This is a genomic window from Ruminococcoides sp. (assembly GCF_057037865.1).
In genome coordinates, this window is sequence record NZ_DBLZMS010000002.1 from 305455 (window position 1) to 328265 (window position 22811).

23 protein-coding genes and 3 tRNA genes are annotated in these 22811 nt (G+C 40.9%); 22 read left to right on the forward strand and 4 right to left on the reverse strand.

Going from position 1 to position 22811, the window contains the following annotated elements:
* Positions 1 to 6: 6 nt before the first annotated feature.
* The 8 genes from mnmG to AC2HW8_RS03200 all read left to right on the forward strand — a co-directional run bounded on the left by mnmG (position 7) and on the right by AC2HW8_RS03200 (position 7685).
* Positions 7 to 1881, forward strand: a complete 1875-nt coding sequence (gene mnmG, locus AC2HW8_RS03165) for a tRNA uridine-5-carboxymethylaminomethyl(34) synthesis enzyme MnmG (RefSeq protein WP_484327139.1) — start codon at positions 7 to 9, stop codon at positions 1879 to 1881.
* Complete coding sequence (gene rsmG / locus AC2HW8_RS03170; protein ID WP_484327140.1) at positions 1881 to 2594, forward strand: 16S rRNA (guanine(527)-N(7))-methyltransferase RsmG; 714 nt, start codon at positions 1881 to 1883, stop codon at positions 2592 to 2594. The genes mnmG and rsmG overlap by 1 nt, the downstream gene beginning before the upstream one ends.
* Before the next feature lie 124 nt (positions 2595 to 2718).
* Positions 2719 to 3576, forward strand: a complete 858-nt coding sequence (locus tag AC2HW8_RS03175) for a ParB/RepB/Spo0J family partition protein (protein WP_021883892.1) — start codon at positions 2719 to 2721, stop codon at positions 3574 to 3576.
* Between the two features lie 286 nt (positions 3577 to 3862).
* The gene (locus AC2HW8_RS03180) at positions 3863 to 4630 is read left to right on the forward strand and encodes a ParA family protein (protein WP_046432327.1); all 768 of its coding nucleotides are present in this window, start codon (positions 3863 to 3865) and stop codon (positions 4628 to 4630) included.
* A gap of 1 nt (position 4631) precedes the next feature.
* Positions 4632 to 5480, forward strand: coding sequence for a ParB/RepB/Spo0J family partition protein (locus tag AC2HW8_RS03185; protein WP_021883894.1), 849 nt, complete (start codon positions 4632 to 4634; stop codon positions 5478 to 5480).
* A 24-nt stretch (positions 5481 to 5504) separates the two neighbouring features.
* Positions 5505 to 6785 (forward strand): serine--tRNA ligase, encoded by a 1281-nt coding sequence (gene serS, locus AC2HW8_RS03190; RefSeq protein WP_021883895.1) that lies wholly within the window; start codon positions 5505 to 5507, stop codon positions 6783 to 6785.
* A 144-nt stretch (positions 6786 to 6929) separates the two neighbouring features.
* Positions 6930 to 7283, forward strand: a complete 354-nt coding sequence (locus tag AC2HW8_RS03195) for a DUF4234 domain-containing protein (RefSeq protein ID WP_021883896.1) — start codon at positions 6930 to 6932, stop codon at positions 7281 to 7283.
* 3 nt (positions 7284 to 7286) lie between these two features.
* Positions 7287 to 7685, forward strand: a complete 399-nt coding sequence (locus AC2HW8_RS03200; protein WP_117519555.1) for a DUF2752 domain-containing protein — start codon at positions 7287 to 7289, stop codon at positions 7683 to 7685.
* 115 nt (positions 7686 to 7800) lie between these two features.
* Here the strand turns inward: AC2HW8_RS03200 and AC2HW8_RS03205 are convergent, their stop codons facing one another.
* Positions 7801 to 8616, reverse strand: coding sequence for a hypothetical protein (locus AC2HW8_RS03205; protein ID WP_117519556.1), 816 nt, complete (start codon positions 8614 to 8616; stop codon positions 7801 to 7803).
* 235 nt (positions 8617 to 8851) lie between these two features.
* On the opposite strand from AC2HW8_RS03205, the gene guaB reads away from it, so the two are divergent.
* From guaB to AC2HW8_RS03240, 7 genes are all read left to right on the forward strand, one after another.
* Positions 8852 to 10330 carry an IMP dehydrogenase gene (gene guaB, locus AC2HW8_RS03210; RefSeq protein ID WP_015523004.1) on the forward strand — a complete coding sequence of 493 codons (1479 nt, stop codon included), beginning with the start codon at positions 8852 to 8854 and terminating at the stop codon, positions 10328 to 10330.
* Positions 10331 to 10385: 55 nt separating this feature from the next.
* Positions 10386 to 11336, forward strand: a complete 951-nt coding sequence (locus tag AC2HW8_RS03215; protein WP_309372910.1) for an ROK family protein — start codon at positions 10386 to 10388, stop codon at positions 11334 to 11336.
* 183 nt (positions 11337 to 11519) lie between these two features.
* Positions 11520 to 11596: transfer RNA gene (locus AC2HW8_RS03220), tRNA-Met, on the forward strand.
* Positions 11597 to 11601: 5 nt separating this feature from the next.
* Positions 11602 to 11676 (forward strand) — tRNA-Glu (locus tag AC2HW8_RS03225).
* 9 nt (positions 11677 to 11685) lie between these two features.
* Positions 11686 to 11773 (forward strand) — tRNA-Leu (locus AC2HW8_RS03230).
* Between the two features lie 245 nt (positions 11774 to 12018).
* On the forward strand, positions 12019 to 12180 hold the full coding sequence (locus tag AC2HW8_RS03235) for a hypothetical protein (protein ID WP_021883900.1): 162 nt from the start codon (positions 12019 to 12021) through the stop codon (positions 12178 to 12180).
* A complete protein-coding gene (locus tag AC2HW8_RS03240; protein ID WP_443706810.1) occupies positions 12162 to 12686 on the forward strand; it encodes a hypothetical protein in 525 nt (174 codons plus the stop codon). Before AC2HW8_RS03235 ends, AC2HW8_RS03240 begins: the two co-directional genes overlap by 19 nt.
* Before the next feature lie 274 nt (positions 12687 to 12960).
* Here AC2HW8_RS03240 and AC2HW8_RS03245 read toward each other — a convergent pair whose 3' ends face one another.
* Entirely contained in the window at positions 12961 to 13374 is a 414-nt protein-coding gene (locus AC2HW8_RS03245) for an adenine nucleotide alpha hydrolase family protein (protein WP_046432338.1), read from the reverse strand.
* Between the two features lie 317 nt (positions 13375 to 13691).
* Between AC2HW8_RS03245 and rplM the strand changes: the two genes are divergently transcribed.
* Both rplM and rpsI read left to right on the forward strand, forming a co-directional pair.
* Positions 13692 to 14120: a 50S ribosomal protein L13 gene (gene rplM, locus AC2HW8_RS03250; protein WP_015523000.1), complete on the forward strand. Its 429-nt coding sequence runs from the start codon at positions 13692 to 13694 to the stop codon at positions 14118 to 14120.
* Between the two features lie 19 nt (positions 14121 to 14139).
* Positions 14140 to 14541 carry a 30S ribosomal protein S9 gene (rpsI, locus tag AC2HW8_RS03255; RefSeq protein WP_015522999.1) on the forward strand — a complete coding sequence of 134 codons (402 nt, stop codon included), beginning with the start codon at positions 14140 to 14142 and terminating at the stop codon, positions 14539 to 14541.
* Between the two features lie 197 nt (positions 14542 to 14738).
* On the opposite strand, the gene AC2HW8_RS03260 is transcribed toward rpsI, so the two are convergent.
* Positions 14739 to 15791: a tyrosine-type recombinase/integrase gene (locus AC2HW8_RS03260; protein ID WP_215639272.1), complete on the reverse strand. Its 1053-nt coding sequence runs from the start codon at positions 15789 to 15791 to the stop codon at positions 14739 to 14741.
* A gap of 42 nt (positions 15792 to 15833) precedes the next feature.
* On the reverse strand, positions 15834 to 16442 hold the full coding sequence (locus AC2HW8_RS03265; RefSeq protein WP_215639273.1) for a helix-turn-helix domain-containing protein: 609 nt from the start codon (positions 16440 to 16442) through the stop codon (positions 15834 to 15836).
* Positions 16443 to 16610: 168 nt separating this feature from the next.
* On the opposite strand from AC2HW8_RS03265, the gene AC2HW8_RS03270 reads away from it, so the two are divergent.
* The 5 genes from AC2HW8_RS03270 (at position 16611) to AC2HW8_RS03290 (ending at position 22809) form a co-directional block, all read left to right on the forward strand.
* Positions 16611 to 16847: a hypothetical protein gene (locus AC2HW8_RS03270; protein ID WP_215639274.1), complete on the forward strand. Its 237-nt coding sequence runs from the start codon at positions 16611 to 16613 to the stop codon at positions 16845 to 16847.
* Positions 16848 to 16862: 15 nt separating this feature from the next.
* Positions 16863 to 17951 carry a helicase RepA family protein gene (locus tag AC2HW8_RS03275; protein WP_484327141.1) on the forward strand — a complete coding sequence of 363 codons (1089 nt, stop codon included), beginning with the start codon at positions 16863 to 16865 and terminating at the stop codon, positions 17949 to 17951.
* A 200-nt stretch (positions 17952 to 18151) separates the two neighbouring features.
* Positions 18152 to 19306: a plasmid recombination protein gene (locus AC2HW8_RS03280; protein ID WP_484327142.1), complete on the forward strand. Its 1155-nt coding sequence runs from the start codon at positions 18152 to 18154 to the stop codon at positions 19304 to 19306.
* Positions 19307 to 19330: 24 nt separating this feature from the next.
* Positions 19331 to 19708 (forward strand): TnpV protein, encoded by a 378-nt coding sequence (locus AC2HW8_RS03285; protein WP_215639276.1) that lies wholly within the window; start codon positions 19331 to 19333, stop codon positions 19706 to 19708.
* 110 nt (positions 19709 to 19818) lie between these two features.
* The gene (locus AC2HW8_RS03290) at positions 19819 to 22809 is read left to right on the forward strand and encodes an Eco57I restriction-modification methylase domain-containing protein (RefSeq protein ID WP_484327143.1); all 2991 of its coding nucleotides are present in this window, start codon (positions 19819 to 19821) and stop codon (positions 22807 to 22809) included.
* Positions 22810 to 22811 lie beyond the last annotated feature (2 nt).

A 22811-nucleotide genomic window follows, 5' to 3' on the forward strand; every position in this document is an offset into this window, starting at 1 on the left:
GATATTATGAATTATTTTGCAGGTGAATATGATGTTGCAGTAGTCGGTGCAGGTCACGCCGGAATCGAGGCGGCTCTTGCGGCGGCAAGGCTTGGCTGTAAAACTGCAATATTTACCATAAATATGGATGCGGTCGGAAACTGTCCCTGCAATCCGTCAATCGGAGGAACAGCAAAAGGACATCTCGTCCGTGAGATTGACGCACTCGGCGGTGAAATGGGAAAGACTGCCGATGAATGTTTTTTGCAGTCCAGAATGCTTAACAGGGGAAAAGGTCCGGCTGTTCATTCGCTGAGAGCACAGATTGACAGAAGAAAATATTCTTCCGTTATGAAACATAAGATTGAATTACAGAAAAATCTCGACCTTCGTCAGGCTGAAATTACGGATATTGAAAAGACGGAGGGCGGTTATAATCTTACTACAAGAATGCTTGCCGTTTTTAAGTGCAAGACCGTTATTATTGCAACGGGTACATATCTCGGCGGCAGAATTTTTGTCGGTGAGGTTTCATATGAAAGCGGTCCCGACGGAATTTTTCCCGCCGCATTTCTCGGTTCAAGCCTTAAAAAACTCGGTCTGCCTTTAAGAAGATTTAAGACAGGTACTCCGGCAAGAGTTCTGAAAAGTTCAATTGATTTTTCTGAGCTTGAAGTTCAAAAAGGTGATGAACCTCCCCAGCCGTTCTCTTATGAAACTGAGAATCTCGGTGAAAACAAGGTTGAATGCCATGTCAGTTGGACAAATGACGAAACAAAGCAGATTATTCTTGAAAATATCAACCGTTCTCCGCTTTATGCCGGCAAAATTGAGGGTGTTGGTCCCCGTTATTGTCCAAGCTTTGAAGATAAGATTATGCGTTTTAAGGATAAGCCAAGACATCAGCTTTTTATTGAGCCGTGCGGACTTGATACCGAGGAAATGTATCTTCAGGGAATGAGCTCTTCACTACCGGAAGAAGTTCAGCTTAAATTCTATCACACAATAAAAGGTCTTGAACATTGCCTTATTATGCGACCTGCTTATGCAATTGAATATGATTGTGTTGACCCTCTTGCAATGAACCCTACACTTGAATTTAAAGATTTTGAAGGACTTTTCGGTGCCGGTCAATTCAACGGTTCTTCGGGATATGAGGAGGCTGCGTCTCAGGGACTTGTTGCAGGAATTAATGCCGCAATGAAGGTTCTCGGCAGAGAGCCTGTTATATTCGACCGTTCGGAAAGCTATATAGGCACACTTGTTGATGACCTTGTTACAAAGGGAGCAAATGAGCCGTATAGAATGATGACTTCAAGAAGTGAGTACAGACTTGTACTTCGTCAGGATAATGCCGACGAAAGACTTACTCCTCTCGGTCACAGAATTGGTCTTATAAGCGACGAAAGATACGCAAAGTTTCTTAAAAAGCAGGAGCTTAAAAAAGAAGAACTTAATAGACTTAAAAGTACGGTGATTTCACCTACTGATGAAGTAAATGAGATACTTGTTTCACGTGAAACATCTGAAATTACTTCGGGTGTGCGACTTATTGACCTTATGAAACGGCCTCAGCTTGGATATGATGCACTCAAGAACATTGATAAAACAAGACCGGAGCTTGATCCGAATATCTTTGAACAGGTTGAAATTGAAATTAAGTATGAGGGCTATATTCAAAAACAGCTTAAACAGGTTGAACAAATGAAAAAGCTTGAAGTTAAGCAATTGCCAAAGGACTTTGATTACAATGAAATTGAAGGACTTCGACTTGAGGCAAGGGAAAAGCTTAATAAGATTAAACCGCTCAATATAGGACAGGCGTCAAGAATTTCGGGCGTTTCTCCTGCGGATATCAGCGTACTTCTTATCTGGCTTGCTCAGAACAACAGGAGGCAGTAATGGCAATTAAAGATACTCTTACTACCGTTACTGATGGTTTTAAAACCAAACTTGACGATGAAATGCTTCAAAGGCTTGAAATCTACTTCAAATTGCTTGTTGAGTGGAACGAAAAGATGAATCTTACTGCAATAACCGATGAACACGGTGTTGCGGTCAAGCATTTTGCCGACAGCCTTACACTTTACAACTTTGTTGATGTAAAGAAGAATGCAAGCATTATTGATGTGGGAACAGGTGCCGGTTTTCCGGGTGTTGTGCTTAAAATTGCAAGACCTGACATTAAACTGACACTTCTCGACAGCCTTAACAAAAGACTTACATTTCTCGACACAGTTCTTAAAGATACAGGACTTGATTCAGAGCTTGTTCACAGCAGGGCAGAGGAGGGCGGTAAAAATAAGCTTTATCGTGAAAGGTTTGATATTGCCGTTTCAAGAGCAGTTGCAAGGCTGAATGTTCTCTGTGAATACTGCTTGCCGTATGTCAAGGTAGGCGGTTCGTTTGTAGCAATGAAAGGACCGAATGCCGATGAAGAACTTGACGGAGCAGAAAATGCTTTGAAATTACTCGGCGGTAAGGTTGAAAAGGTTCACAAGTTTAATCTTCCGTGTGACGAGGGCGAGCGTACAATCATTGTAATCAAAAAGGTAAAACCTACACCAAAACAATACCCGAGAATTTCGGGCAAAATAAAGTCACAACCGTTGTGATAAATATCGACAGCTTTTTTGATAAATTACCATTTTGTGGTAAAACTTCTTAAAAAAGTTGCTCACAAAGCGACAACAACCGCACCGTGTCTATGTTATTATAATAGCACAGGGACAACCCCTGATGCTAACGAACATTGAGGCGATGCGGTTGAATTTTATGCTCAAAAACGATAACAAAGTTTTAGAGATTCCGATTATTAAAATCAGACCGAACAAAGCACAACCTCGCAAAACCTTTGACGAAACCGAACTTGCCGCTCTCTCCGCATCAATCAGCGAAAACGGTATCTTGCAACCGTTGTCAGTGAGAAAAATCTCGGCTGCGGAGTATGAACTTGTGGCAGGTGAGCGCCGCCTCAGGGCATCGGTTTTGGCAGGATTACGAAAGGTGCCGTGCATCGTTTTAAAGTGTTCGGAAAAAGAGTCAGCCATTTATGCTCTCCTTGAAAATCTCCAGCGAAGCGACCTCGGTATATTCGAGGAAGCTCGCGGGATTTCAAAGCTGATCAGGCGCTACGGTCTTACCCAAGAGGAAGCAGCGAACCGACTGGGCAAAAGCCAATCAACAATTGCAAACAAGCTAAGACTTCTTCGCCTTACATACGAGGAGCAGGAATGGATTGTAAATGCAGGATTGAGCGAAAGACACGCAAGGGCTCTTTTAAGAATTGAAGATGACGCTTTAAGACATGAGGCTCTGTCAAAAATAATTTCGGAGAATCTCAACACAAGTCAGACTGATGAACTCGTCGGCATTTTAATTAATTCAGTACCAAAAACAACAAAATCCAAAGGTACAAGCAAAGCGGTGATAAAAGACTTACGAATTTTTCTTAACACAATCAACAAGGCTATTGATACGATGCGTCTTGCAGGAATTGACGCACAATCAGACAAAAAAGACACAGACAATTTTATTGAATACACAATTCGGATTCCTAAAAGACATCAAGAGCCTGATGCAGAAAAAACTGCTTAATTCACTTTTCAGAGGGTGCGAAAGCATCCGTTCCACTCATACCCATTTCCTTATCTAAACCCCTTGCAAAGAGTCGCACAGTAATGTGCGGCTTTTTGCGTTGTATAGTTTTTATTTTTTGGTTACACAGCAAATGTTTCACGTGAAACATTTGCTTTTGATTAAGAAAAAAAGTTGCATTAAATCCCAAAAAATCTTCAAAATAGCTTTAAAAATGGTGTGCATTATGATATAATTTTAAAGTAAAAGATATAAAAATCATAAAAACAAAAGACAAGGTGATTTTTTGGCAAAAATAATTGCAATATCAAACCAAAAGGGAGGTGTGGGAAAAACCACAACCTCCGTTAATCTTGCGGCTTGTCTGGGAAAAATGGGAAAGAAAACATTGCTTGTTGACGCTGATCCACAGGGAAATGCCACAAGCGGTGTCGCCATTGATAAGAGCAAAGTTAAGTTTTCAACATACTCAATTCTTGTTGACGGTGCAAAAGCCGAACAATGTGTTCTTACAACCCCGTATGACAATCTGCATATTCTTCCGTCAAGCCTTGATTTGGCTGCCGCAGAGCTTGAAATTGCAGAAAAACCGCACAGAGAGGCACTTTTAAAGAATGCTTTGCTCCCGATAAAGCAGTATTATGATTACATAATCATCGACTGTCCTCCGTCACTCGGACTTATCACGGCAAATGCGTTGACGGTTGCCGACACATTTCTTGTGCCGATTCAATGCGAATATTATGCACTTGAGGGATTGTCACAGCTTATTAACACGGTAAGAAGAATAAAAAGACAGTACAACGAATCAATTGAAATTGAAGGCGTTCTGCTAACAATGTATGACGGACGACTTAATCTTACACAACAGGTAGTAGATGAAGTGAAAAAATTCTTCCCACGAAAGGTTTTCAAAACAGTTGTTCCGAGGGGAGTAAGACTTTCCGAAGCACCGAGCTTTGGTATGCCTGTTATCTACTACGACAAATCCTGTAAGGGCAGTCAGGCATATACGGCACTTGCCGAGGAAATAGTCGGAAAGGAGAGAGGCTGATTTGGCAAAAAAACTCGGTGGTCTTGGAAAAGGCCTTAACGCAATATTTATAGAGAACGATTCCGAAACAGAGGGCGGAACAGTAACACTTAAAATTTCGGAGATTGAACCGAACCGCACTCAGCCGAGAAAAGAATTTGACGAACAGGCTTTGTCGGAGCTTGCAGAGAGTATTTCACAGCACGGACTTTTACAGCCGTTGCTTGTTCGTCCGCTTACACTCGGCGGTTATCAGATTGTTGCAGGCGAGAGAAGGTACAGAGCAAGCCGTATGGCAGGCCTTACTGAAGTTCCTGTTATAATAAAGGAGCTTACCGATACCGAAACAATGGAGATTGCTCTTATTGAAAATCTTCAGCGTGAGGATTTAAGCCCTGTTGAAGAGGCGCTCGGCTACAAGGCTCTTATTGATGAACATGGTTTTTCACAGGAAGAAGTTGCAAAGTCGGTCGGAAAATCCCGTCCCGCAGTTGCAAATGCATTAAGACTTCTTAAACTTCCCGATAATATAATGGAATATCTCAAAGACGGCAAAATCTCGGCAGGTCATGCAAGAGCATTGCTTACGCTTGAGAATGAAGAACTTATGACAGAGCTTGCAGATGAAATTGTTGCAAAAGATCTTTCGGTAAGACAGGTTGAAAAAATCTGCAAGAAAAAACCGACAGTTCAGAAGGAAGAGAAGCCTGAGAAAAAGCCTTCGTTCTACAGCATGGTTGAACTTGCACTTTCGGAAAGCCTTGGACGAAAAATCAGCGTTTCAAAGAGCAAGGGCAAGCAGGGCGGTGTTCTTCAGATTGAATTCTATTCGGACGAAGAACTGACAGAGCTTTCAAACAAACTTAAATAACATTACATAAAGAGGTATTTTAAAATGATAGATATTAAATTTTTAAGAGAAAATCCCGACGCAGTAAAAGAAAATATCAAAAAAAAGTTTCAGGATTACAAGCTTCCGCTTGTTGATCAGGTAATTGAGCTTGATGAGCAGAGCAGAGCCGTTAAAAAACAGGCTGATGAACTCCGTTCAAACAGAAACAAAATTTCAAAGCAGATTGGCTCTCTTATGGCTCAGGGCAAAAAAGAAGAGGGTATGGCTCTTAAAGAAGAGGTTACAAAGCAGGCACAACAGCTTGCAGAGCTTGAAAAGCAGGAATCAGACCTTTCTGCAAAGGTAACGGAAATCATGATGCAGATTCCTAATATTATTGATCCGTCTGTTCCGATTGGTAAGGATGACAGTCAGAATGTTGAAATTGAGAAATTCGGCGATCCGTTTGTACCTGATTTTGAAATTCCTTATCACACAGAAATTATGGAAAAATTCAATGGTATCGACCTTGATTCTGCAAGAAAGGTTGCGGGTAACGGTTTCTATTATCTTATGGGCGATATTGCAAGACTTCACAGTGCAGTAATCGCATATGCCCGTGATTTTATGATTAACAGAGGCTTCACATACTGTGTACCGCCTTTTATGATCAGAAGTAATGTTGTAACAGGCGTTATGAGCTTTGCCGAGATGGATTCAATGATGTACAAGATTGAGGGCGAGGACCTTTATCTTATCGGCACAAGCGAACATTCAATGATTGGTAAGTTCATTGACACAATCAACAAGGAAGAAAATCTTCCTTACACTCTCACAAGCTATTCGCCTTGCTTCAGAAAAGAAAAGGGTGCTCACGGCATTGAGGAGAGAGGCGTTTACAGAATTCATCAGTTTGAAAAGCAGGAAATGATTGTTGTTTGTAAGCCTGAGGACAGCAAAATGTGGTTTGACAAGCTTTGGCAGAACACAGTAGACCTTTTCCGTTCAATGGATATTCCTGTTCGTACACTCGAATGTTGTTCGGGCGACCTTGCTGACCTCAAGGTTCGTTCACTTGATGTTGAAGCCTGGTCACCTCGTCAGAAGAAATATTTTGAGGTTGGTTCATGTTCAAATCTCGGTGATGCACAGGCTCGCCGCCTTAAAATCAGAGTTACAGGCGAGGACGGCAAGAAATACTTTGCACATACTCTTAACAACACGGTTGTTGCACCTCCGAGAATGCTCATTGCGTTCCTTGAGAACAACCTTAACGAAGACGGCACAATCAGGATTCCTGAGGCTCTTCGTCCTTACATGGGCGGTATGGAGGTTATCAAGTAATCAACATACTGTGTTCTCACAAAAATCAGCAAACTATAGCAAATATCTAAACAAAATTATAAAATTATATTGACATTGTACCATGCTAATGGTATAATTTACCTTGCTAAAATCCCTTGAAAGAGGTTAACGGAGGTAATTATTATGAAACAGAGAAGTGTAGGTATTGCAATTCTTCTTTCAATCATCACTTGCGGTATTTACGGAATTTACTGGCTTATCATGCTTAATGACGAAACAAACTATGTTTCCGGTCATCAGCAGGACGGTACATCAGGCGGAGTCGTATTTCTGCTTACACTTGTAACTTGCGGTATTTACGGTTATTACTGGTGCTACAAGCAGGGCGAAAAGCTCAATGAAGCAAAGATGCAGAGAGGTATTATGGTTGATTCAAGTGCTTCGGTACTTTATCTTATACTTTCAATTTTTGGTCTTAGCATTGTTTCTTATGCTCTTATGCAGAGTGAGCTTAACAAGATGCTTCCTCCACAGTAATCAATGAAAAAAAGATTATTAAAATTTTCAACGGCTGCGATTTTTTTGGTCGCAGCCGGTGTTTTATATTATTTAATTGTTTCGTTTACCGGCTTTGCAATTCCGTGTGTATTCCGAAAGATAACGGGACTTTATTGCCCCGGCTGCGGTGTTACGGGAATGTTGACTCATATTGTAAGGCTTGATTTTAAGGGTGCTTTTGAGTGCAATCAGGTTTTGTTTGTAATCTCACCGTTTATTCTGTATCTGCTTGGAAAAATGCTTTACGGCTACATAAGGTACGGCAGACTTACTCTGAAAAAATTCGACACGGTTCTGACATTTGTGCTTATAGGAATACTGCTCGTTTTCGGAGTTGTCAGAAATCTTCCGCCTTTTGACTTTTTAAGACCGTATGGATAAGATGTTAATAACTTTCTGAAAATTAGAAATCCCCGAACATTTTTGTGTTCGGGGATTGTTGTTATGATGTTAAGAAAATACGAAAAGTTTTCAACATTGAATCAACGGCGATTCATCACTTTAAATCGCTGAAAGAAATTCTTGAGTATGTATCATTGTTGAGTGTAAGAGTGTCGCCGTCAACAGAGTATGTGTATTTATCTGTTGTTTTTTTGTCGGAGGTTGTGTATGTTGAAACAATTTTACCTTCGCTTGCCGTGTAGTTTGAATATGCAAACATATAGTCAAAAAGATTCTGATACATAATTCCGCTCTTGTCAAAGCAGAGATACTCACCGCTTTCTGATTTCCAACAGCCTACAAGCTTATCATCAATTGATGCGTCTTTGTCGGGGGTGGGAATAAAGTCGGGATCGTCTGTTTTCTTGAGCGTTGAAACCGCCTTTGTATCCGTATTTGTCAGCTCGGCAGTTTTTTTGTCATCTGAAAGCTTGTATGTGTAAGTTCCGTTCAGTCCGAACACAAGCTTTGTGGTAAATGTCGGATTGTTGTCATCATCGGTATCGTAGCTGTATTTGCCGAAATATCCCGAAGTTCCGCTGATGAGTATAGACTTGCCCTCGCCGTTAAACATATAGTAAAAGCTTGTATACTGCGAACCCTCGCCTGAGGTTATCTGCCATGTGCCTACAAGGTCATCTTCGTCATTTTCTTTGCAGGTATGCAATGATTTCAAGTCAAACGATTCATTCGTCGTACCGGATTTTGCAGTGCCTTCAGTAGTCTGTACGGTTGTCTGAGCTTCAGTGGGTTTTGTGGTATCAGCTGTTGAAGAATTTGCCGAGTCGGAACATCCTGCAAATACTGCAATCGAAAGAGCGATTGTACCGACTAAAACGCTTTTTTTAAAAATCTGTTTTGTTATGTTCATTTTATACCTCTGTTATCACATAATAAGCCTGTCACGGTAACCAAAATAAAGCAAATATTCAGTAAAACAGGCAACACAATACTATTTTATAATTTACGGAACATATTGTCAATACAGAAAAATGAATTACAAATTTTTTGTTTAAAAAAACTTTTTCTGTCTTGATAATCACAGGTCGATTTGTTATAATAATAGGTAACAATAAAAATCGAATTTTGTAGTATGGAGGAATAATATGCTGAATACAAGTTATGACGAGAAATTTGGCAAGAAGGGCCTTACATTCGACGATGTTCTCCTTATTCCGGGCGAATCAGATGTTGAACCCAAGAATGTTGATGTGTCAACTCATCTTACCAAGACCATCAAGCTTAACACTCCGCTTATGACTGCCGCTATGGATACCGTTACCGAAACAGATATGGCAATTGCCATGGCTCGTGAGGGCGGCGTTGGTATTATTCATAAAAATATGTCAATTGAAAAGCAGGCAGATCAGGTTGACAGAGTAAAGAGAAGTGAAAACGGTGTTATCGTTAATCCGTTCTTCCTTTCTCCCGAGAACACAGTAAGAGATGCGGATGAACTTATGGGTAAGTACAAAATTTCAGGTGTTCCGATTTGCCGTGACGGCAAGCTTGTCGGTATTATTACAAACCGTGATATGCGTTTTATGACAGGCTCCGATTTTGCACAGCCGATTTCTGCTGTTATGACGCACGAAAACCTTGTTACCGCTCCTGTCGGCACAACTCTTAAGCAGGCTCAGCAGATTCTCCGTGAGCACAGAATCGAAAAGCTCCCGATTGTCGGCAAGGACGGCAGTCTTAAAGGACTTATCACAATTAAAGATATTGAAAAGAGCGTTCAGTATCCCAACTCTGCCCGTGATGACAAGGGCAGACTCATCTGCGGTGCTGCTATCGGTGCTACAAAGGATGTTCTTGACAGAGTTGCCGCTCTTGTTGAGTCACAGGTTGATGTTGTTGTTCTTGACTCAGCACACGGTCACAATTCAAATGTTGTTCAGTCTGTTGCAAAGGTTAAGAAAGCATATCCGAACCTTCCTCTTATCGCAGGTAACATTGCTACGGCAGAAGCCGCAAAGGCTCTTATTGATGCCGGCGCAGACGCTATTAAGGTTGGTATCGGTCCGGGCTCTATCTGTACAACAAGAATCGTTGCAGGTATCGGTGTTCCTCAGATTACAGCTATCTATGATGCCGCTTGTGAAGCGTCAAAGTACGGTATCCCTGTAATCGCAGACGGCGGTATCAAGTACAGCGGTGATATCGTTAAGGCACTTGCCGCAGGCGGCAGTGTTGTAATGGTCGGCTCACTTGTTGCAGGTTGTGCCGAAAGCCCCGGAGACAACGAAATCTATCAGGGCAGACAGTTTAAGGTTTACAGAGGCATGGGCAGTCTCGGAGCAATGGGCAAAGGCAGTGCAGACAGATACTTCCAGGCAAGTAACAACAAGTTTGTTCCCGAAGGTGTTGAAGGTCGTGTACCTTACAAGGGACCTCTTTCAGACACAATTTATCAGATGCTCGGCGGACTTCGTGCAGGTATGGGTTACACAGGCTGTGCAACAATCAAGGATCTTCATGAAAAGGCAAGATTTGTTCAGATTTCAGGTGCAGGTCTGCGTGAAAGCCATCCGCATGATATTCAGATAACAAAAGAAGCTCCTAACTACTCTTATCATTCATAATTGATAAATCATAAATATTTGCATAAAATAAAAGAAAAGGATGTGCCGACAGTTTATGTACAGACTCGGAATTGATCTGGGCGGAACAAACATTGTAGCCGGTGTTGTTGACGAAAATTACGAAATTATCGCAAAGGCAAGCTGTAAAACAAATGTGCCCCGTCCCGAAAGCGAAATCTGCGACAGTATGGCAGATGTTGCATTAAAGGCAATTGAAAAAGCAAAACTCACAATTGATGATATTGAGTCAATCGGTATCGGTGTACCGGGTGCGGTTAATCCGAAAACAGGCGTTATAGAGTATTCGGCTAATCTTTTCTTCCATAACTGGCAGGTTGTCAAGATGATGGAGGAAAGGCTCAAGACAAAGATTTGCGTTGAAAACGATGCAAACGCTGCTGCCCTCGGCGAGTATCTTGCAGGCAGTGCAAAGGGTGCAAAAAATGCGATTGCAATAACACTCGGCACAGGTATCGGCGGCGGTATCATTATTAACGGCAAGATTTACAGCGGTTCTAACTATGCAGGCGCTGAGCTTGGACATATGGTTATCGTTAAAGACGGTAAGGAATGTGCGTGCGGCAGAAAGGGCTGTTGGGAGGCGTATGCGTCTGCAACAGGTCTTATTAACCTCACAAAGCAGGAAATCCTCAAGGAGAACTTCGACTTCAGCTATATGCTCAAGTCATGTGACGGTGATATTAACAAGGTTACAGGCAAGACTGCGTTTGATGCTGTTCTTGCAGGTGATGCAAATGCCAAAGCCGTAATTGACGAGTATATCGGTTATCTCGCTTGCGGTCTTGTGAATATTATTAATATTTTCCAGCCGGATATCCTTTGTATCGGCGGCGGTATTTCAAATCAGGGCGAGAATCTTCTTGCTCCGCTCCGTACGATTGTTGAAAAGGAAAGATATACAAAGCATAACGATAAGCAGACAGTCATCTGCAAGGCTAGCCTTGGCAATGATGCAGGCATTATCGGTGCGGCTTTTCTTGAATAATTGACAAACTGTTAAAATTTACTTCGTGATTTCGGGCGGAAAAATGTATTTTCTGCCCGAAAAGCGGATTCTTAAAATAATAAAAACTTTTTTGAAAAAATTTAAAAAAAGTGTTGACAAATCGTCCTTTTTGCCCTATAATAAATCTTGCTGATTTCGGTTAGAAATCCTCATGTATTACATGGCGGAATAGCTCAGCTGGCTAGAGCATTCGGTTCATACCCGAAGTGTCGTAGGTTCAAGTCCTATTTCCGCTACCATATTTGGCCCGGTGGTCAAGCGGTTAAGACACCGCCCTTTCACGGCGGTAACACGAGTTCGATTCTCGTCCGGGTCACCAAATATATTTGCCGGTGTGGTGGAATAGGCAGACACAAGGGACTTAAAATCCCTCGGTCATTGCGACCGTACCGGTTCAAGTCCGGTCACCGGCACCAAAAAACAGCCACGAGGGCTGTTTTTTTCGTTTCGGTGATTTTTTAATTGTATAGTTGTTGCTGTTTAAGGACCATCCGTTTTGGATGGTCTTTCTTGATTATTTGTGAATATATCATTGACAAGATATGTTTATTAGTTTAAAATTAAAGCAGATAGTATAAATACTTTTTTGTTGCATACAGATATTTGTATGCTAAAGAAAAGGGTGTGGTGTGCTATTAATAATACGAAGGAGGAAACTAATATGGCTGTTCTTGCAGTACCAATGGATAAAACATTTGAAGTTGCTGTTGATAAGGTTGAAAATTTCGATAAAAAAGCAAAAGAGCATTCCGGAAAACATCTTCTTCAGGATAGGTTGAAAAAGCACAACAAAGGTGATGTTGAGTGGGATTTGAAGAAGTAAAAAAGTTTAAATATAAATTTAAGAGAATTTCCTCAATTAACATTGAATTAATTGAGGAATTTTCTTGTGGTTTAGAAGAACTTGACAAAAAGCTTATACAGATGAAAGAAAACGACGAGGGAACTACATTTGTTTTTCTGAATGAAACAAATGGTCAGATAATCGGATATTGTACCTATTGTGCATCAGGACTGAAAAAAGCTTATGAAAATGATTCAATAACTTATCCTGCAGCCGAAATAAAATATTTTGCAATAGATAAAACCTATCAGCATAAATCTTATGACGATGATTTTAAATTCAGCGATTTAATGTTGTGTGAGGTTTTGAAAAAATTGATTGAGATTTCCGAAGAAGCAATTTCTTTTGATTATATCTTATTGTATTCAGTACCCGAGGCTGTAAACTTTTACAAAAGAAATGGATTTTGTGAATTTACAGAGTTTATGAAAAAGGATTCTTACAACTATATTGACGGGTGTATTCCGATGTTTTTTACATTATAATTAAACACAACAAAGCCTTGTAAGTAAAAAAATTGCAAGGCTTTTATAATTTGGGTGGCAACATAAACTTATGTTGAAACAGTTTCTGTATAGCTTGCGTAGCAAATATAGTTCGCCAATGGCAGATGTATATGAAAATGACCTACTGAAAAACAGCAGGTCATTTTCGGAGAGAGTATATTTTAAGAAGAAAGATTTATACGATTCTTCGGTGTTAATAAAATTGTATTTATGTATGTTTGGTGGAGAGAAAGGAAATTTGTATCAAAAAAATTTATGAATAGGATCTGCACAAATCCATGCTGTAAACCATATTGTCCTTTGAAACCATGGTTATGGGGGTTGTGGGGGAAAGCTCGTTAAACTTTACAAGGAAGCTGTTGTCTTTTCCGTCGTGCATACCCGTTACAATGCGTTCAACATTGTTGTCACCTACAAATTCGGCAGTAACCTTTGGTGCGTCATCCGAAAACATCACGGTCATATCTGCACCCGATTCCTTTGCAATAAGGTAAAGATACTCGATTTCATCACTTACTGACGAATAGTCTGACATCGGTTTTAAAACGCTCATAACTCTGAGTTCGCAATCAGAGCTGTCGGCAATTTCTTTGGCAATTCGGATAATTCTGTCACAGTTGTACTGACTTGTGACGCAGGCAAGAACTGCCGACTTTGTATTTTTCAATTTTTTCACCTCCTTCGTTTACTGTGCCTATATAATAACAGGCGTTTTTGACGGAAAAATATTCATATTGTGAACTTATTGTGAATTTTTGCTTTTTTAATAAATGTGCGCAAAATTCAAAAAAATCAGTATTTATCGGCATTTTCAGAAAATTATTTTAAAAATAGTATGTGAGTATACTAGAGTATATGAGAGTAAACAAGCGTATTTGAGAGATTGTTCAAAGCTAAATTAAATTTTTTCAAAAAAGTGTTGACAATGGGCATAAATTGTAATATAATCAATCTCACAGTGAAAAAATACAGGAGGATATTGTTATGTCAACTTTTTTAGCTAAACCAAACGAAGTTGAGCGCAACTGGTATGTAATTGATGCAGCCGGCAAGTCACTCGGTCGTGTAGCAGCTCAGGCAGCTACTCTCCTCAGAGGTAAGAACAAGGCTACTTTTACTCCCAATGTTGACTGTGGTGATCATGTAATCATCATCAACTGCAAGGACGCTGTTCTTACAGGTAACAAGCTCACACAGAAGAAGTGGCAGCGCCACACAGGCTATATCGGCCATCTTAAGGAAACTCGTTACGATACACTTATGGCAACAAAGCCTACAAAGGCTATGGAGCTTGCTGTTAAGGGTATGCTTCCTAAAAATACACTCGGCAGAGCAGCTCTTTTAAGATTAAGACTCTTTGAGGGTGCAGAACACAATCATCAGGCTCAGAAGCCTGCAATGATTGAAGACTAATTGAAGGAGGCAAAAGATAATGTACGATAAGACACCTTATTTTTACGGTACAGGCAGAAGAAAAAGTTCTGTTGCTCGTGTAAGACTTTATCAGGGCACAGGCAAAATCACAATCAACGATCGTGACATTGACGATTACTTTGGTCTTGAAACACTCAAGCTCATCGTAAGACAGCCTCTCGCTCTTACAGAAACAGACGAGAAGTTCGACATCGTTTGCAGAGTATCAGGCGGCGGCGTAACAGGCCAGGCCGGTGCTATCCGTCACGGTATTTCAAGAGCTCTTCTTCAGTATGACACAGAGAATCTCCGTGGCAAACTCAAGAAGGCAGGCTTCTTAACTCGTGATCCGAGAATGAAAGAGCGTAAGAAATACGGTCTTAAAGCAGCTCGTAGAGCTCCTCAGTTCTCAAAAAGATAATCTTTGTGCTTTCCAGCACGCTTCAAGGCTACTGTTTACAGGGTTTTTGGAGTATTCAGACGGTTTGAGATGTGCTTAAATGTGTTAGATAAGCAACAAGCAAGTAACACATAAGTAGCAACAGTTCTCAACCTCAATAAGCAATCAAAAGAGATGTTTTTCTAAGTTCAGAAAGACATCTCTTTCTTTTTTTGCTTTTAGATTTTATTGATCGCATTGATTAGCACCTCAACGTCTAAATGTGTGTACACTCTTTCGGTCATCGTCATAGCGCCCGAGTGTCCGACAATCTTTTTAATTGTGGTTTGGTCAACCTGTGCTTCCGCCAGCATTGAGATACATGTGTGTCGTGTACAATGCGGTGTGTGATCCATATTCAGATTGACCATAAGCGGCGTAAAATAACTATCGTAGTAATTGCGGTAATCAAACTTGTTTCCATTTTCGGTGTGAAGCAGATATTCGCTCTCGCCGTCGTTGTACCAGTTCTTAAAGAAGGGCAGTACCTTATCGGCGATCGGTACTCGTCTGATTCCGTTGTCAGTTTTGCTGAGCTTGATATCAAAATATTGTTCTTTCAGGTTTACATCTTCTCGTTTTAGATTCAGTATTTCGGAAATCCTCACACCCGAATAAATCAGCATGAGGACGATCTGATAATACTTGTCATCTGACGCTTTCCATAAGCGGTCGATTTCTGCTTTGGTGAACTTTTCCCTATCCCTTTTGTTCGGGTTGCGGCCTTTATGCTTTACAATGTCCACATATTCGGAGTAATCCTTGTTGCACAGCTCATTTTTCATAGCGTATTCGTAGAGCTGATTCAAAAGAACTTTCAGTTTTCGCAACGTGGGATAATTCTTGCCGCAGGTGTCCACGACGTTTTGCAGCTCTGCAAGCTTGATTTCCTTGAACACCTTGTCGTAAAGCGGTACGCAGGCTTTATATGAAGCCTTGTAACCTTTTACATTGGAATCCGATACCGTCGGAAACTTCTCCGCAGACCAACGCTCATATACTTCCTTGAATGTGATCTTGGAAGCAGAAACGTCAAAGGGATTGTTGTTGTAGTCTGCCAGCATTTGCAGTGCCTCAGATTTGGTGGCTGCATAGCCTATGACCACATAGTCCTGAACCTTTTTGTCTGTCTTTTCATCAATGTGCCAGCCGATAGTTTTTCTGACCATATAGGGTTTTCTACGCCTACCCGATAGCTTTGTGACGCCGCCGTAACCGTTTGGCAACCTCACTCTCCAAAACCTCCTTGTTTTAGTTTTATTTATGATAAGAGCTTATTGCTCCGTATCACCTTTGTTTGCTTGTTCTTGGAACTTCTTTATGTAGTATTCGTTGAATTTTCTTAGCCGTTCCTCGTTATCTAAAACCTCATATTCTCTGTCCGTCAGGAAGTAATCGCTCCGGGATTTGATTTCTTTTTCTTCCCAATCACGGAACATCTCGTAGTCGATTTTATAGGTTTCAAAACTTTCACGATTATAATCGAAGTTCCTCAACATTGTATAAAGCGCACTGTTGCCATCAGCTTCGTGTACATCGAATACAAGTGATACCTTTCTGATTGTTTCGGGTCCTTTAGTAAATTCGACCTCAAAGCGAAGGTCTTGTTTTCGATCCAGCTCGAACAAGTACGCATACACATCGCCCAATGTTTCCAATTTAATATGCGACGAATCGTAGCCTATCAAGTAATTGATGGGCATTTTTAATATGTCCGCTATCTGTTCTAATACAGAGACGGACATATCTATTTCTCCACTTTCGTACTTCTGCACGGTGCGGAGTGATTTTCCCAATTGTTCCGCAAGCTCGGTCTGACTAATCCGAAGCTGCTTGCGCTGTTTGGCGATTCTTTCGCCGATTAAGGTTTGCAAATTATCCATTTCGTCATCACCTCATTATAATAATAGCACACTTCTTTGTGAATTGCAAGTGCATTTGCGAAATTAAAATACATAATTTTTGAAATTAGGTATTGACAAGTCATATAAATGCGTATACAATGAATATGTGAACTTAAAGTGCGCAAATAATTAACAGGAGGATATGCTATGGAGAATAAGCTATATATAGATTGTCCGAAATTCACAGGAAGGAACGTTCCTATTACCGAGATCGCAAAGGCTATCGGCAAAGACGCTCAATATGTCCGTGTTGGTTTGCAACAGGGCATCTTGAAATTCGGCTATGCTATGAAGCTTGACAAATCAAGCGAGTACAACTACTACTGCCCCGACAAAAAAGTCTGGGAAGAAACCGGCTACTTTAGAGATAAAGAAGCCAGCTAAAAGGAGGATTGAACTATGAATGAAAAATACGACCTTTGCGATATTGACGAATCGTATTTACACACGGTCTCGATGACCGAGCTGTTTGACAGCGCCTATCAGAGTAAGCCGCCGATCATCGACGGCTTGCTCTACCGGGGAACATATCTTTTCGCCGGCTCTCCGAAGATAGGCAAGAGTTTTTTGATGGCACAGCTTGCCTATCACGTCAGCACAGGCACAAACCTGTGGGGCTTTGATGTTCGGCAGGGTAAGGTATTGTATCTCGCTCTGGAGGACAACTATCCGAGATTGCAAAAGCGGCTGTATCGTATGTTCGGAACAGCCGAAAACGAAAACCTGTTCTTTTCGGTATCAGCTCATCAGCTCGGCAATGGCTTGGACGAGCAGCTGGACGGCTTCTTACAGAAGCACCCAGATACTTCGCTTGTGATTATCGACACCTTGCAGAAGGTCAGAGAAGTCGGCGGCGAGAATTACAGCTACGCCAATGACTATCAGATCATCACGAAGCTAAAGAGCTTCACCGACAACCACAACATTTGTATGTTGGTTGTCCATCATACACGCAAGCAAACGGCGGACGATAAATTCGATATGATTTCCGGCACTAACGGTTTGCTCGGCGCTGCTGACGGAGGATTCGTTCTTTCCAAAGATAAGCGTACGAGCAATAATGCCACGCTTGAGGTATCTGGCAGAGATCAGCAAGACCAGCGTGTGTACTTGAAGAAGAATACGGAAACGCTGGTGTGGGAGCTTGACAAAATCGAAACAGAGCTTTGGAAAGCGCCGCCGGAGCCGTTGCTCGAGAGGATCGCCGAAAGGGTGACTGCCGACAATCCGCAATGGTGCGGAACGCCGACGGAGCTGTGCGAGTATCTCACCGTTGACATCAAGCCAAACGCTATTACACAAAAGCTGAACGTCAACGTTAACCGTCTGATGGACGAATACAAGATCGCCTATCACTATCAGCGGACACACGACGGTCGAAAGATAACGCTTATCTTTGAGGGCGGCGTGTCAAAGCGTGACAGCCGTGACGGTGATTGTGGGGCGCGTGAAACACCGACACAGCCGACACGGACTGACACGCAATAAAGTTTAGGCGGGGTGCAGGGAGCTCTTTTCAAAGGGCTGCCCTTGCTCCTCGAAGAGCGCAAAACCTGCTCGCAGGTTGCATTTTTGATGGCTCTGCTGTCAAAAGTGCTTTTGCGTTACTCTTGGCAAGAGTAACAGAACCTGAGTTAGAGATAAACCAATAAGATAACCATATTATTATACAGATTTGAGGTAGATAAATGAAGAGAACGATCAGCGCAATGGTGGGTAAAGGCTCCGTCACGCACAACAGCCGCAGCTTCACAGCGGAGAACGTGGACAGCGAGCGTACCCATTTGAATATAGATTACTGCAACGAGCCAATCAAGAAAGTGTATCACGAAATGTTTGATGAAGCTCTAAAACAGTACAACGATAAACAGAAACGCAAGGACAGAAAGATTTCCGATTACTACAAGCATATCGAGTCCGGAAAGCAGGAAAAGCTGTTCCACGAGATCATCTTCCAAATCGGCAACATGGAAGACATGTCGGCAACAGGAGAGCACGCCGAGCTTGCGAGGATAGTCCTCGACGAATACTATCAGGGCTTCCAAGAACGCAATCCATATCTGCGAGTGTTCTCGGCGCACCTTCATATGGACGAAGCAACGCCGCATATCCATATCGACTTTATACCGTTCACCACCGGGAGCAATCGAGGTTTGGAAACACGAGTTTCGCTGAAACAGGCTCTGCTCAATATGGGTTTCAAAGGCGAGGGCAGAAGCGACAACGAACTGAATCGCTGGATACTTTCCGAAAAGAAAGTCCTTGCTCAGATTATGGAGCGGCACGGTATCGAGTGGGAACAGAAGGGCACGCACGAGCAGCACCTATCTGTCCTTGATTACAAAAAACAGGAGCGAGCCAAAGAGGTCGCCGAGCTCGACCGGGAGATTGAGGGAAAGCAGTTGGAGGTCAAAGGTCTGAAAGCGACGGCTGAAAAAATCAAGGAAGCAACGGATTCACTCGACAGCATAGAACATCAGCTTGACAATAATCCAGAACTGCAACTCCCGGAACCGCAGGGCTTGATGTCGGCAAAGAGTTACAAGAAAAAGTTTGTAGATCCGTTAATCCAGCGGCTGAAAAATCTTGTTCGATCTGCGGTAGCAAAAAGCTATTTGGGTTGGGAAAACTATCACCGCATCAACAATCTGAACGGCAGATTATACAACGAAAACAAAAGTCTGAAACACGAAAATTCAAGGTTGAAGGAATTGAATAATCAACTCCGAGAGCAAAACAAAGCCTATCGCCTGTTGGAAAAGGTTTTCGGTAAGCGCAAGCTCAATGAGATTATCGAGCAGGCGAGAGGATACAAAAAGTCAAAACAGCGTGACGCACGCTAATATATTATGAAAGGTTGATGAACAATGGAAAAGAGAATTTACGACAAGAAAACGGGTATCCACTACGAACTGCAAGGTGATTATTATCTGCCGTGTTTGGAGCTGCCCGAACAGCCAAAGGTTGAAATCGGGATATGGGGCAAGCGGCATTTGAGGTACATCAAACAGTACCACAAAATCCGCTATACCAATCTGATGGCAAGCTGTAAGCTCACCGCCTACCTCGCCGACATAGACAAACAGGCAGAGGATATGTTCTTTCGGTTAGTAAAACAACTCTCCGAAAAAGAAGGCGTAACCGAACAGCTCAAAGCGGAAAACCAAATGATGTGGGTTGCGAGAATGAACAATATCCGTAATCGTGCAACGGAAATCGTTAATACAGAATTGATTTATAAATAAGTGATTTAGCGCCCGAAAGATAAAATTTCGGGCGCTAAACTATTGGATTTTGAGAAAAGCTATGATATAATAACCCTAAGTATATGCTCAATTAGACAGGTGATTTCTTAATGAATGTTAGAAAAGATGCTCTCAAAGATTTAGTTACCAGATTTGATAATAACATTACTGCATACAAGGACGGGAAAAACGCTTATAACGAACACTCTTGCAGGATTGAGTATATAGATCCGTTTTTACAATTGTTGGGTTGGGATGTTCCTAATAAAGCTGGATTAGCTCCACAATACCGAGAAGTTATTGCAGAAAACTATTCAAATAAAACAGATCGTCCGGATTATTCATTAACACTTCGTGGTGTAACAAAGCTATTTGTAGAAGCGAAAAAGCCTTCTGTTGACATTGATACTGAATCTGCTCCAGCTATGCAGGCAAGAAAATACGGATGGAATGCAAAGCACAAGATTTCCATACTAACGAATTTTGAATATTTCATTATTTATGATACTACAACTGTACCAAAAGGGACTGATGATTGTCGAGTTTCAAGATACCGTTGCTATCATTACAAGGATTATATTGATAAGTTTGACGAGATATTTCACCTTGTTTCAAAAGATTCGGTATATTCCGGAGAGTTTGACAAGTTTTTTAACGACACATTTAAAGGCGAAGGCAGCCAAAAGCAACAAGTAGATAATCTATTTTTAAATCAAATCAATGACTGGAGAGTTAAACTTAGTAACGAACTTTATTCTAAAGGGAATCAATACACATCTTTAGAGAAGCTTAATGATGTTGTTCAAGAGTTTATTAACCAAATCGTATTTTTACGAATCTGCGAAGATAGAAATCTTCCGCTTTATCATAAACTGAATGAAACTATATCGGATAGGGATGCGTTGCACACTAAGCTGGAGGAATTGTTTAGAGAAGCAGATAAACGTTATAATTCAGGTATGTTTTCTGGCGAAAATATTATCTTTGATTTGAATAACAATGTAATTGTTGAAATGATCGAAGGGTTATACTATCCGCAAAGCCCATATATGTTTAACATTATTGAGCCGAATATGTTAGGTAAGATTTATGAGCTGTTCTTAACAGAACAACTTATCTTGCTTGAAAATGGTCGGATGGGTTTAGCTAAAAAGAAAGATTGCGCCAATCGATCTGTCGTTACAACTCCAACTGAGATTGTAAAATATATGGTTGAGAAATCGCTGTCGAATGTTTGCAAAGGTAAATCACCGGCAGAGATCTGCAATTTGCGTATAGCTGATATAGCCTGCGGTTCTGGTGTTTATCTTGAAGAAGCGTTTCAATATTTGCAAGCTTATTGTGTAGAGTGGTACTTGACAAATGAACCAGATCATTTGATTGAAATCGGGAACGGTAAGTATAAGCTTCCTTTAGATGAAAAGAAACAAATACTTTGTTCCTGCATTTTCGGAATTGATATTGATATTCACGCTGTAGAAGTTGCTAAATTCTCGTTATTGATTAAACTTATTGAAAATGAAACTGAGCCTTCTGTGCGTGATACTACGCCTATACTGCCGGAATTAAGTAGTAACATTCTTCATGGTAACGCTTTGGTTGGTAACCAAGAGCTTGCGGGTAAGCGTTACTCAACAGATACAATTATTTCACTGGTTCCGTATGATTGGGACGAAATGCCGGCTGATGGCTTTGATGTGATTTTGGGAAATCCGCCGTATGTAACAACAGAAGATATGCATCAACTCTTGTCCGATGCTGAGTTCACAATTTATAAAAACAAGTATAAATCATCCCACAAACAGTTCGACAAGTACTTTATATTTCTTGAGCGTGCTCTGCAAAAAGTAAAAAACGAAGGATATGTTTGTTATATCGTTCCAAACAAATTCTTTAAGATTAGTGCTGGCGCTAAATTGCGTGGTATGTTATCCAATCATTTAATTAGCCTTGATGACTTTGGAGCAGCGCAGCTATTTGAAGATAAGACAATATATAGTTCCATTGTGTTACTTCAAAAACAAGTTCAAGAAAGATTTACATATACAAATGTTGATTCCGCTAATGATTTATGGTTGGGAAAACCGACAGATAGTATTGAACTTAATAATTCTTCCTTGAATGACCTTCCGTGGAAACTTACCCCAGACTTTGATTTTTTAGCTATAATTAAAAATATTGAGTCCGTATCTGTTCCGTTAGAAAAAGTGGTAGAAGTTTTTAACGGTATTCAAACAAGCGCTGAAAGACCTAAGCCGATTTATTGGTTTTCCGGGGATGAAATAATCGATGAAAATGATACTACTGTTACTATTCAAAAAGACAACAAGAAATACGAAGTAGAGAAGTCAATATTGAAACCGTATTTCAAGCCTACTAAAGCAACAGAAAAAGGTTTAACAACATATACAAAGCTTTCAACCGACAAAAGAATCATATTCCCGTATGATAAAAGCGGACATTTGATTCCAATCGAAAGAATGAAATCGGATTATCCTGGAACTTATGCGTACTTATCAGATTATTATGATAGATTAGTTCCCAAATGCGTATCAAAATCAGGAGTACGTGATGTTCCAAATGCTACAGTTGACACTTGGTATCAGTATGGCAGAACACAAGCATTAACAGCTTTTATTAATACGCCAAAACTTATTGTTAAAGTTATGGCTAAAGACAATCCAATGTATTCTTTAGATAACGAGGATATGTTGATTGCTTCGGGTGGTACAGCAGGTTATTGTGCTGTTGCCAAAAAGAATGACAGTCCTTATGAATTAGAATACATCCAAGCGTGGCTTGCAAATGCTTACACCGAGAAAATCATTCAAATAGTTGGCAGTGACTTTGAAGGTGGATTTGTTTCAAGAGGAACTTTTGTATTATCTTCACTTCCTTTTGTACAGCTTGATTTTAATGATTCTAAACAGAAAGCATTATATGATAGAGTTGTAGAGGCAAGTCGTGAGGTATATTCCATTAATGATAGATTAGATCAATGCCCGCCTAAGCAAATTGAAACAACTCTTGTTCGCCAGAAAGATGTATTAATTAAAGAAATAGACGATTTGATTTCCCGTGTGTATCGATTAGAATTTTAAGA

Coding starts and splice junctions, on each gene's coding strand:
- mnmG (WP_484327139.1), top strand. CDS start 7: ATGAATTATTTTGCAGGTGAATATGATGTTGCAGTAGTCGGTGCAGGT.
- rsmG (WP_484327140.1), top strand. CDS start 1,881: ATGGCAATTAAAGATACTCTTACTACCGTTACTGATGGTTTTAAAACC.
- AC2HW8_RS03175 (WP_021883892.1), top strand. CDS start 2,719: ATGCTAACGAACATTGAGGCGATGCGGTTGAATTTTATGCTCAAAAAC.
- serS (WP_021883895.1), top strand. CDS start 5,505: ATGATAGATATTAAATTTTTAAGAGAAAATCCCGACGCAGTAAAAGAA.
- AC2HW8_RS03195 (WP_021883896.1), top strand. CDS start 6,930: ATGAAACAGAGAAGTGTAGGTATTGCAATTCTTCTTTCAATCATCACT.
- AC2HW8_RS03200 (WP_117519555.1), top strand. CDS start 7,287: ATGAAAAAAAGATTATTAAAATTTTCAACGGCTGCGATTTTTTTGGTC.
- AC2HW8_RS03205 (WP_117519556.1), bottom strand. CDS start 8,616: ATGAACATAACAAAACAGATTTTTAAAAAAAGCGTTTTAGTCGGTACA.
- guaB (WP_015523004.1), top strand. CDS start 8,852: ATGCTGAATACAAGTTATGACGAGAAATTTGGCAAGAAGGGCCTTACA.
- AC2HW8_RS03215 (WP_309372910.1), top strand. CDS start 10,386: ATGTACAGACTCGGAATTGATCTGGGCGGAACAAACATTGTAGCCGGT.
- AC2HW8_RS03235 (WP_021883900.1), top strand. CDS start 12,019: ATGGCTGTTCTTGCAGTACCAATGGATAAAACATTTGAAGTTGCTGTT.
- rplM (WP_015523000.1), top strand. CDS start 13,692: ATGTCAACTTTTTTAGCTAAACCAAACGAAGTTGAGCGCAACTGGTAT.
- rpsI (WP_015522999.1), top strand. CDS start 14,140: ATGTACGATAAGACACCTTATTTTTACGGTACAGGCAGAAGAAAAAGT.
- AC2HW8_RS03265 (WP_215639273.1), bottom strand. CDS start 16,442: ATGGATAATTTGCAAACCTTAATCGGCGAAAGAATCGCCAAACAGCGC.
- AC2HW8_RS03270 (WP_215639274.1), top strand. CDS start 16,611: ATGGAGAATAAGCTATATATAGATTGTCCGAAATTCACAGGAAGGAAC.
- AC2HW8_RS03275 (WP_484327141.1), top strand. CDS start 16,863: ATGAATGAAAAATACGACCTTTGCGATATTGACGAATCGTATTTACAC.
- AC2HW8_RS03280 (WP_484327142.1), top strand. CDS start 18,152: ATGAAGAGAACGATCAGCGCAATGGTGGGTAAAGGCTCCGTCACGCAC.
- AC2HW8_RS03285 (WP_215639276.1), top strand. CDS start 19,331: ATGGAAAAGAGAATTTACGACAAGAAAACGGGTATCCACTACGAACTG.
- AC2HW8_RS03290 (WP_484327143.1), top strand. CDS start 19,819: ATGAATGTTAGAAAAGATGCTCTCAAAGATTTAGTTACCAGATTTGAT.